Origin of the sequence: Shewanella sp. MF05960, from assembly GCF_050849305.1 — a bacterium.
Classification (GTDB): Bacteria; Pseudomonadota; Gammaproteobacteria; order Enterobacterales; family Shewanellaceae; genus Shewanella.
Genome location: NZ_JBOZPS010000037.1, coordinates 1 through 10040, shown reverse-complemented (window position 1 = coordinate 10040; position 10040 = coordinate 1). Strand labels below are relative to the sequence as shown.

Below are 10040 nucleotides of genomic sequence, written 5' to 3'. Positions count from 1 at the left end.
AACGATTATTCATTGCGAAGGTGAAAGTTACCGACGCAAAACAGCGCTCAATAAGAGCAAATAAAATTCGGTGTCAACCGGCCAAGATAATTGACGCGGAACCGGCCAAGTTAATTGACGCTAGATAACGCGGTGTAAGCCTTTTAAAACCTGCCAGAAAGGAATGTTACAGCAGCTTTTTGTTATGTGTGCTCGCTATTCGAAAAGGGAATAATTACGATGTAGCCACGCCTTAATCAATAGGCACTGGACGCATTCTGAGTGGGACTTATTAATGCGGATGGGTATAAAACAAATCTTAATTCTGTTGCGCATCAATCTTGTTATTGTTCTAGCAGTAGCAGAACCCATTACCATAGTCATAGTATATAGGTGCTTGTATATGGGGCCTGATTTATAGCACTCGTCTTTACTATTGTTACAGATTACTGCCATGTTGGTTCCATGACCAGGTTCAGCTAATTTTGAAAGCTAATTTTAGGTTTTTGTTTTACCAGAAAAATCACGCTTTATCCCAAGCTAGAACCATTAAGCGAGTTTTCTTAAACTTTAATTTCGATGATTTTTATTCTCTATGAGTGCCTAATCTCTAGTAGATATTTTGACGTTTCTTTTTGCCTCGGTATGTAGTCTTTGCTAGCATTTTTGATAGGCAGATAGGCAGATAGGCAGATAGGCAGATAGGCAGATAGGCAGATAGGCAGATAGGCAGATAGGCAGATAGGCAGATAGGCAGATAGGCAGATAGGCAGATAGGCAGATAGGCAGATAGGCAGATATAAACATTAGTCAAATTTAGTAAAAAAAATGCCAATCATGAGATTGGCATTTGTCTTTTCTAATATTAATAAGAGTTAAACTGCCTATTAATATTTATATCCTTCAGCCTGTTTATCTGTATATTCAGGCTTTTCATGTTTTTGGCCCATAGCTTCAGCAACTTCAGGTGGCATATAGTTTTCATCATGCTTTGCTAAGACTTCTGTTGCCTCAAGTTTACCTGATTCAATGAGCACTCCTTGCGCAACGATACCTTGACCTTCACGGAAAAGGTCGGGTAATAAATCATCAAAAGTAACAATGACTTCACCACCTGCTGAGTCGTGTACGGCAAACTCAACATGCAAACTATTAGGGTCTCGTTTCATTGAACCTACAGTAACCATACCGCCAACACGAATGCGTTGACCCACTTCTGGCATTACACCAGTGTCGTTTTTCCCGTGTGTAATTTCATACGGTGTATAGAATAAATTAAGGTTTGAATTTAATGCATAGAGTAAAAGCGAAGCTACGGCTGCAACACCTGCAATCAACGCTACCGCTAAGGTTAATCTCTTTTTACGTCTTGGATTCACGGTTAGTACCTCTTGTTTCTTTAAGGCGTTGTTCACGCGTTATCTTTTTAGCAATTTCTATTAATACTTTACGTTTTTGTCTTACGCTCAAGGTAATTAATGTGGCTAAGGAGCCAAATGTTACACCATAAGACAACCATACATAAAACGCATAGCCACCCATATCTACAAAGTCTGCAAATGAATCAAACTGCATTACTTAGCCTCCTCTGCAGTAGCCAGTTCACGAACCCAAGGTCTCATACCATTACGGGCAAGAATTTCAGTTCTATAACGTACGAGTGTAATCGCGCCTATCATCATGCCAAAACCAACAATGTTGATTAATAATGGATATAACATATCAGTCGACATGGTCGATTTTTCAGTAATTCTAATTGTCGATGGCTGATGCAGGCTGCTCCACCAATCAACAGAATACTTGATGATCGGTATATTAATGACACCTACAATGGCTAAGATTCCAGCAGCGCGAGCGGCAAGAACCTTATCTTCAAACGAGGCATATAAGGAGATTACCCCTAGGTATAAAAATAGCAGTACGAGTTCTGATGTTAGACGTGCATCCCAAACCCACCATGTGCCCCACATAGGCTTGCCCCATGCTGCCCCAGTTAAAAGGGCAATAAAGGTAATTACGGCGCCAATAGGAGCAATTGCTGCTGCTGCCCAGTCTGCCGACTTAATTTGCCATACCAGTCCAATAAATGAAGCAATCGCCATGCCCATATATGCTGCCATAGACATTGAGGCTGCCGGAACATGGATAAAAATAATTCGATAACTATCACCTTGTTGATAATCAGTAGGGGCAAATAACAAACCCCAAATACTGCCAGTACCCACAAGTAATATTGCTAATACAGAAAACCATGGCAATAAGGTGCCCGATAATTTATATGCCCGTTCTGGGTCTGCGTAAGAATGTAGCCATTTCCACATTAGTTTGTACTCACACGTAAGGAGGCGCCAATTGCAAAAGGTGCCAAGATTAAAGAACCGACCAACATTGCCGCAAGTATCGCAAGTTGACCATCATAAGCTAGGTTTAGTCCGGCTGCATCTATTGCACTAGTAGCAAAAATAAGCACCGGAATATACAGGGGTAAAATCAATAAGCTGAGTAACACACCGCCTTTTCTCAAACCTACGGTTAGGGCAACACCAATAGCACCCAGCAATGATAATATTGGGGTACCTAATGCAAGTGTTGCCATTAATGCGCCATAGCTATTGCCGTCTAAGTGCAGTAAAACTGCAAGCAATGGTGCAACCAATATCAAAGGCACACCGGTTAATATCCAGTGAGCCAATACCTTTGCCAGAACTAAAAGTGACAGAGGTTGAGGGCTTAATAGCATTTGCTCTAAGGTGCCATCGTTATAATCAGCTTTAAATAAACGTTCGAGTGACAACATTGACGCTAAGAGTGCTGCAACCCAAATAATCCCTGGGGCGACTCGGGTGAGCACTTGTGGTTCTGGCCCAATCCCTAATGGAAACAGAGTCACAACCAATATAAAAAACAATAACGGATTGAAAATATCCCCACGATGACGGATAGCAATGCGTAAATCACGCTGTAAGAGCGTCATGAATGCCGTGGTATAACTAATTCCTCGTTTCATTCAGATACCTTATACGAAGCGATAGTCGAGCGTGATTTTACGTAATATGTCATCACTAATAATGCTCATATCTTGGTGCGTCGTTAAAATGACACATCCTCCAGACTTAGCATGTTCAATGAACAACTGCTCTAACTCTTCTACGCCTTTTTTATCGATAGCAGTAAAGGGTTCGTCTAAAATCCATATTTTGCAATTACTGTGCTGTAATCTAGCGAGTGCTGTGCGTCGATGCTGTCCTGCAGACAAGTGTCCGGCAAGGGCTTCTTCAAATCCTGCTAGGTTAACTTTAGCGAGTAACTCCGTGGTATCAAAATCATCATAGCCACTGATTCTTAAATTGAAGTTAAGATTTTCTTCTGCTGTGAGTTCACTCTTTACACCGGCTAAATGGCCTAAATAAAGTAAGTCGTGATTGAATTCATCACGGCAACGTGTAATGTCTTCACCTAGGTATTCTACTTCTCCAGCGTATGGACGTGACAGACCCGCAATAATGCGTAATAAACTTGTTTTACCTGCGCCGTTAGGGCCTTCAATTTGGACGATATCACCAGCATTAATAGTAAAGCTGAGTCCATCAAATAATATGCGCTCCTCACGAATACAGGTTAATTCGTTGGCACTTAACAGTACTCTTGATTGATTTGATATGGTCACTTATCCCTCTTAATTTACGCGTGAGGATGAATTCGAAATGATACTAACACAAAGGCTTTTGTCGGTTTAGCTTTGTCTCAGACTAAGTGCTAGCAATTTGATATAGTTCCAAAAAACACAATATCAATTGAACTTTTTTAACGATTACTAATATATTACCTGAACTAGCCAGATTGTCTTGATTTAGAGACTAACCTGAGATTGTTATCACAAAAAGATGAGTTTTTTTGCTATTTGTAGTAATCTAGTGTGGCTAAAAAGAGTCTGCCTTCTAAATCAAAGGGCAGCGTTAAGCTTTGTATATTTGCAATTAGGAACGTTGAACATGAAAAAATTGTTAGCAATGACTGCAGTAGCTGCATTAACTTTGTCTGCGAATGTGTTTGCTCAAGAAGGTGAAGCTATTTACAACAAAGCGTGTCAAGTATGTCACAGCATGGGTGTGGCCGGTGCGCCAAAAGTTCATGATGCTGCTGCTTGGGAACCACGCCTAGCTAAAGGTTTAGATGCCTTAGTGGGTTCTGTAAAGTCTGGTTTAAATGCAATGCCACCAGGTGGTATGTGTACAGATTGTACAGACGATGATTACAAAAACGCTATCGAGTTTATGTCTAAGTAATTTTTCGACTAAACCAAAAACCGGCCTAATAGCCGGTTTTTTTATGGGTGCTTTTTGACAGATTTAACGATAGCTATATAAAACGTGTTACATAGCAATCATTTTTAGTCTTTTTTACTTATGTTATTGCACTAGCGTATCTAACGTTAATGTAGCGCTTCCACCCACTGCGATAGCATCAATAGTGCCCTTTAAGTCACCTGCTTGTGGTTTAACGCTGCCATTTTTAGATAGCACCGCAATCACTTCAACCTCTTTAGCTGAGCTCAAGGTTAAATCGCCGCCCATAGACGTGCTGTCATCTAACGTTATGGTTGTTGGTAAGTTCGCCGCGCTAATCTTTATTGCCGCTAACGGAACTTTAGGACCCTGGGTCGCACGGGCAAAGATAAATATTGTATCTGTTGCACTAACCTTGTCTGCTAGTTCTTCTGAAATAGTGACTTCTATTGCCAATGTTTTAGCGTTTACTGTAGCAACACCATTGTGGTTAGTGTCATTAGGCATTGTGTCTGCTGTTTCGTTCATGCGCATTTTGGCTGATTCAATCGCATTCATTAATGCAGTGCGATCTACATCGTTGCGATCGCTGTCTAAAATCATTTGCCAGGCTGCAATCGCTTTGTTGTAGTCAGCGGTAAAGAAAGCATCCATACCAACAAGCAATAATGTTGAAGGATCTTGAGGGTCTAAAGCCAGTGATTGATCAATAACCGCTTGGATGTCAGGCGTGATTTTTTGACCTGCTTTATAATATAGTGCAGTTGCTTTAGGACCAAGTAACTCAGCATGTGTGCCAACTAATGCCATCACTTTATCAAATGCTGCTACTGCTTTGTCATATTGGTTAGCTGAAACGTAAGCGTGACCTAGACTAAACCAAGCTTGGCTATCATCAGGTTGTGCTTGCACTTTTGCTTCCATCATCTGCACTCGTTGCGACATGATTTGAGCGGGATCCATGCCTTGATGAGGATTATTAGCTTGAGGTGGATTGGCTAACTCGTTGTAAGCGCCTAGTTGCTGGTAGAAGTAACCTGAAATGGCGAGCAAACAAATGGTCATAAAAGCAGGCCATAATGCACTCTTAGGCTTAATCTCAACATCAAGTGAGTCATCACCTTCTTGCTTCATATCCTGAAGTAAGTTGATTTCAAGTTCTTTCTTTAAGGCATCAAATTCGGTTTTGTCTAACATCTCATCTTGCAATTCTTTTTCGAGTATTGCTAAACGTTCACCATAAAGTTCAAGGTTAGTTTGTCTACGAACGCCAGCCTCTTCTGCTTGTAATAGCTTTTGTTGGCGAAAGTGAGGAACCCAAATCATGATTAGGCCGATGAGTACGACAAGCGCAATAAAAATCCAAAATGTGGTCATTGTTTAAATATTCACTTTTAGGTTAACAGAAGAAGCGGTGTTTACCGCAGTGCTTGGAAGTTTGATTATACGTAAAGATTATTAATTGAATAGTAATATAAGGAAGATATGAATCCAAATCCTGAGAGTTGCGTACTGGTTCACAGATTGGATGTGTTTGTTAAATTGTATGAAACTTTATAATTCCTCTTGTGTCATATGCCAATACTAGGGATTCATTTTGATTACTTAGATGTTCATAATGAGACTGGAGACCCAGTTTTGTACGAAAAGGGCAGACAGATGCAACAGCAAGTTCTAAAATGCGTTAAAATTCGTTTAAGCTAATGTGCGTATATTAGTTTCGATGCATTGATTGATACTGTCGTGGTTTGTTTGTTTCAAATCCCGCTTAATTATTTAGACTAAGGAATACCCATGATTCCAGAACTTGGACATTTCTCGCTAATTCTTGGTTTGGCTTTTGCCTTACTGTTAGCGTCCGTACCGTTATATGGTGCCGCTCGTAAAGACCAGTATCTTGTTCGTTATGCTTGGCCACTGACCTACGGAATGTTTTTCTTTATCAGTCTTTCTGTTATTACCTTAGCCTACAGCTTTGCGACAGATGACTTCTCTGTTGCTTACGTCGCGCATCATTCAAACTCACAGTTACCCATCTTCTTTAAAATTGCTGCTGTTTGGGGTGGTCATGAAGGGTCATTACTGTTTTGGGTTTTTGCGCTATCCGTTTGGGCAATGTCTGTCGCTATCTTTAGTAAAGGCTTAGAAGAAGTCTTTACTGCAAGGGTATTGTCAGTCCTTGCGATGATAGTCGTTGGTTTTACTTTATTTATGGTCTTGACCTCTAGCCCATTCGAACGGTTATTTCCGATCCCAATGGAAGGACGAGATTTAAACCCAATGCTGCAAGATGTGGGGCTGATTTTCCATCCTCCGATGCTATATCTGGGTTACGTGGGGTTCTCAGTATGTTTTGCATTTGCTATTGCAGCACTAATGAGTGGTCGACTTGATTCTGCATGGGCACGCTGGAGTCGTCCATGGACACTAGCAGCCTGGATATTTTTAACCGGTGGTATCTCACTTGGTTCTTGGTGGGCATATTACGAATTAGGCTGGGGCGGCTGGTGGTTTTGGGATCCAGTTGAAAATGCATCATTTATGCCTTGGTTAGTTGGTACGGCTTTGGTGCACTCATTAATTGTGACGGAAAAGCGTGGCGCATTCCGTAACTGGACCGTACTACTTTCTATCTTTGCATTCTCATTGAGTCTGTTAGGTACCTTTATTGTTCGTTCAGGTGTTTTAACATCTGTGCATTCATTTGCTGCAGATCCAAGTCGTGGTTTGTTTATTCTATTATTACTTGGTCTTGCCGTTGGTGGTTCATTAACTTTGTTTGCATTCCGTGCTAATGAGATGAGTAGCCCTGCACGATTTGAACTTAAATCGAAAGAAACCATGTTGCTAATCTGTAATGTGCTACTTACAGTTGCAGCAGGTACGGTACTACTAGGAACATTATATCCATTACTGATAGATGCACTGGGTATGGGTAAAATTTCTGTTGGGCCTCCATATTTTAACGCTGTATTTGTTCCTATTGTGCTTGTGCTATTTGGCTTTATGGGCATCGGTCCAATCATTCGTTGGAAAAAATCAAAAGCCGGTGAAATTAGACGTCAATTATTAGTACCGGCAATTATCTCATTAGTAATAGGTGCAGCTGTACCGTTTATTGCTGGTGGTGAGTTTGATGCGTGGGTTATGGCTGGTGTCGCGGCAACGTCTTGGATTATGCTATCAACACTCCGCGCTGGATATAATATTGTAAGCCAAAAAGAAGGTGGTATTAGCCTGAGTCGAATCAGTCGTAGTCAGCTAGGTATGATGATTGCTCACTTTGGTATTGCTGTATCAGTACTTGGCGCAACAATGGTATCTAACTACTCAATTGAAAAAAGTGTGCGAATGGGCCCAGGTATCTCACAAGAGTTAGCTGGCTATACCTTTAAGTATTTAGAAACCAAAAATGTTGTTGGTCCTAATTACACCGCGCAACAAGGTCAGATTGAGATTTATAAAGACGATGAACTTATCACTTTATTAAAGCCAGATCGCCGTCAATATAACGTGCGGACGATGGACATGACCGAAGCGGGTATCGATTGGGGACTATTCAGAGATTTATATGTCACCATGGGTGATCCAATTAGCTTAACTGAGTTTGCAGTACGCCTAAACTATAAACCATTTGTTCGTTGGTTATGGTTTGGTTCTATCTTTATGATGGTGGGTGGATTCCTTGCTGCATCTGATAAGCGCTACCGTGTAAAGCAAGTCGCACAGCAGCAAGAAGCCGCTAAAGCAAAATTGGCTACAGCATAATCACTCGGAGACACTATGAAGAAGTTTGTACTGTTTATACCCCTCGTTATATTTTTGGGTATGGGCGTGTTCTTATACAAAGGATTATTCTTAAATCCAAAAGTGCTTGATTCTGCCCTAGAAGGAAAGCCTGTACCGGCTTTCCAACTTGAGCGACTTGAAGTAGCGACTGAAATACTGACCGAGAAGAATCTTGCTGGCAAAGTTACAATGCTTAACTTTTGGGCCACATGGTGTCCAGCCTGTAAGTATGAACACCCATATTTATTGATGCTGTCAAAACGTAATCTACTACCTATATATGGTATTAATTACCGTGACGAACGAGCATTAGCAATCAAAGAGCTGCAGACTCAAGGTGATCCATATACTTTGAATATTTTTGATAAAGATGGGCGGTTAGGTTTGGATCTTGGTGTGTATGGTGCGCCAGAAACATTTATTGTCGATCATAATGGCATTATTCGTTATCGCTATGCGGGCCCTATTGATCAAACCGTGTGGACGGAAACTTTATACCCAATGATCCAACAACTCCAAACCGAAGCTAAAGCAGATGGGGCATCTTAATGAACATGGTGACTAAATTATTGATCTGTTTTGCTAGCGTATTATTTACGGTATCAGCTTTTGCTACGCCAGTAGATACTTACGAATTTAAATCGACAGATAACCAAGAGCGTGCATTGTCACTAGCGCATCAATTACGTTGCCCACAGTGTCAGAACCAAAACTTAGTGGATTCCAACTCACCTGTGGCCCAAGACTTACGTCTTGAAGTATATAAAATGGTCGACAGCGGTAAAGCAGATTCTGAAATTATCGACTTTATGACCAGCCGCTATGGTGATTTTGTGCTTTATAAGCCAAAGCTTGATGCTAAAACCTATGTTTTATGGTTAGGTCCAGCAGGTTTATTAGTGTTTGGTTTGCTTATCGGGTTTATATTTGTGCGTAGACAACGAATTCAAACCACAGAAGCGGAAACTCTCACACCAGAGCAACAAGCAGAACTTGATGCTCTACTAAATAAAAACAAGGCAAGTAAATAAAACGTGGAGTAACAACATTGAAAAAGTGGCTTGCGATAATACTATTTAATGTACTGCTAATAAGCATGACCAATATAGTGAGTGCATACCCAGGTATGCAGCAACAAACTGAACAAGTCACTCAATCAACACTCGAACGAATTAATATCTTGCCCCAACCGTTTCCAATTGCACTCGTGGACTTCACGAATGCAATTGGTAAACAGGTTAACTTCGAACACTATAAAGGTAAGGTTGTTGTAGTGAACCTTTGGGCAACATGGTGCCCACCTTGTGTAAGAGAGCTTCCTGCTTTACATCGTTTAAACCAAACGCTCAATGCTGAGCAATTTGTACTGTTACCTATTTCAATCGATGCCGATTCAACAGTGGTAAAACCTTTCTTAACGGATTTGGGTTTACCTGCATTTAATTCCTACTTTGATCCACAGCAAGAATTACGTGATGTATTCCCGCTTGATACAATACCAGCAACATTTATCTTAAATGAGCAAGGTGAGCTGGTGGCTTATGTCCGTTCATATGTCGATTGGGACGATGAAAACGCGATAGCCTTTCTAACTCAATTCATAAAAAACACCGATAAAGCACAATAAACCAGCATAAAAGCATTTAAAAAGATTAAAAGGATCGTTTTTGGTGAAAAGATCGCCAAGCGATCCTTTTTTGTTTAAAAAGGGGTTGCACTAAATCTCATGGTGCCTATAATGCGCATCCACTGACACGGCAGACAGCGAAAGCAGTCACCGGGTTAGGTTGAATGAAGTGGTTATTGACACGGAGTTCAAGGCGAAAAGAAAGTTTGAAAAAACACTTGACGCCGAGACAGGAAAGCGTAGAATACGCAGCCCAAGCCAACGACCTAGCGTCAACGGCCACTAAGCGAAAGATTGATTCTTTTGGTATTAGTACGCTCTTTAACAATCTAAACAAGAAATCTGTGTGGACATTCACA

The 10040-nt window shown here is 40.9% G+C and carries 11 protein-coding genes; 5 read left to right on the top strand and 6 right to left on the bottom strand.

Annotated elements, in window-relative coordinates:
- Positions 1 to 866: 866 nt before the first annotated feature.
- Genes ccmE through ccmA form a run of 5 tightly spaced genes read right to left on the bottom strand, consistent with a single transcriptional unit; the run spans position 867 to position 3646 of the window.
- Complete coding sequence (ccmE, locus tag ACROAE_RS20230; protein ID WP_432406003.1) at positions 867 to 1358, bottom strand: cytochrome c maturation protein CcmE; 492 nt, start codon at positions 1356 to 1358, stop codon at positions 867 to 869.
- Positions 1342 to 1554 carry a heme exporter protein CcmD gene (gene ccmD, locus ACROAE_RS20225; protein WP_432405999.1) on the bottom strand — a complete coding sequence of 71 codons (213 nt, stop codon included), beginning with the start codon at positions 1552 to 1554 and terminating at the stop codon, positions 1342 to 1344. Before ccmD ends, ccmE begins: the two co-directional genes overlap by 17 nt.
- Complete coding sequence (locus ACROAE_RS20220; RefSeq protein ID WP_432405996.1) at positions 1554 to 2300, bottom strand: heme ABC transporter permease; 747 nt, start codon at positions 2298 to 2300, stop codon at positions 1554 to 1556. Before ACROAE_RS20220 ends, ccmD begins: the two co-directional genes overlap by 1 nt.
- A complete protein-coding gene (ccmB, locus tag ACROAE_RS20215) occupies positions 2300 to 2986 on the bottom strand; it encodes a heme exporter protein CcmB (RefSeq protein ID WP_432405993.1) in 687 nt (228 codons plus the stop codon). The genes ACROAE_RS20220 and ccmB overlap by 1 nt, the downstream gene beginning before the upstream one ends.
- 9 nt (positions 2987 to 2995) lie before the next feature.
- Complete coding sequence (ccmA, locus tag ACROAE_RS20210) at positions 2996 to 3646, bottom strand: cytochrome c biogenesis heme-transporting ATPase CcmA (protein WP_432405990.1); 651 nt, start codon at positions 3644 to 3646, stop codon at positions 2996 to 2998.
- 325 nt (positions 3647 to 3971) lie between these two features.
- Between ccmA and ACROAE_RS20205 the strand changes: the two genes are divergently transcribed.
- Positions 3972 to 4265: a c-type cytochrome gene (locus ACROAE_RS20205; RefSeq protein ID WP_188959323.1), complete on the top strand. Its 294-nt coding sequence runs from the start codon at positions 3972 to 3974 to the stop codon at positions 4263 to 4265.
- A gap of 123 nt (positions 4266 to 4388) precedes the next feature.
- Here the strand turns inward: ACROAE_RS20205 and ccmI are convergent, their stop codons facing one another.
- Complete coding sequence (gene ccmI, locus ACROAE_RS20200; protein ID WP_432405987.1) at positions 4389 to 5642, bottom strand: c-type cytochrome biogenesis protein CcmI; 1254 nt, start codon at positions 5640 to 5642, stop codon at positions 4389 to 4391.
- 417 nt (positions 5643 to 6059) lie between these two features.
- Here ccmI and ACROAE_RS20195 point away from each other — a divergent pair, with 417 nt between their 5' ends.
- The 4 genes from ACROAE_RS20195 to ACROAE_RS20180 all read left to right on the top strand — a co-directional run bounded on the left by ACROAE_RS20195 (position 6060) and on the right by ACROAE_RS20180 (position 9681).
- The gene (locus ACROAE_RS20195) at positions 6060 to 8033 is read left to right on the top strand and encodes a heme lyase CcmF/NrfE family subunit (RefSeq protein ID WP_432405983.1); all 1974 of its coding nucleotides are present in this window, start codon (positions 6060 to 6062) and stop codon (positions 8031 to 8033) included.
- Between the two features lie 15 nt (positions 8034 to 8048).
- Positions 8049 to 8603, top strand: coding sequence for a DsbE family thiol:disulfide interchange protein (locus ACROAE_RS20190; protein ID WP_432405978.1), 555 nt, complete (start codon positions 8049 to 8051; stop codon positions 8601 to 8603).
- 5 nt (positions 8604 to 8608) lie between these two features.
- A complete protein-coding gene (gene nrfF / locus ACROAE_RS20185) occupies positions 8609 to 9085 on the top strand; it encodes a heme lyase NrfEFG subunit NrfF (RefSeq protein ID WP_432406009.1) in 477 nt (158 codons plus the stop codon).
- A 65-nt stretch (positions 9086 to 9150) separates the two neighbouring features.
- Positions 9151 to 9681: a TlpA family protein disulfide reductase gene (locus ACROAE_RS20180; protein ID WP_432406006.1), complete on the top strand. Its 531-nt coding sequence runs from the start codon at positions 9151 to 9153 to the stop codon at positions 9679 to 9681.
- Positions 9682 to 10040: the final 359 nt, after the last annotated feature.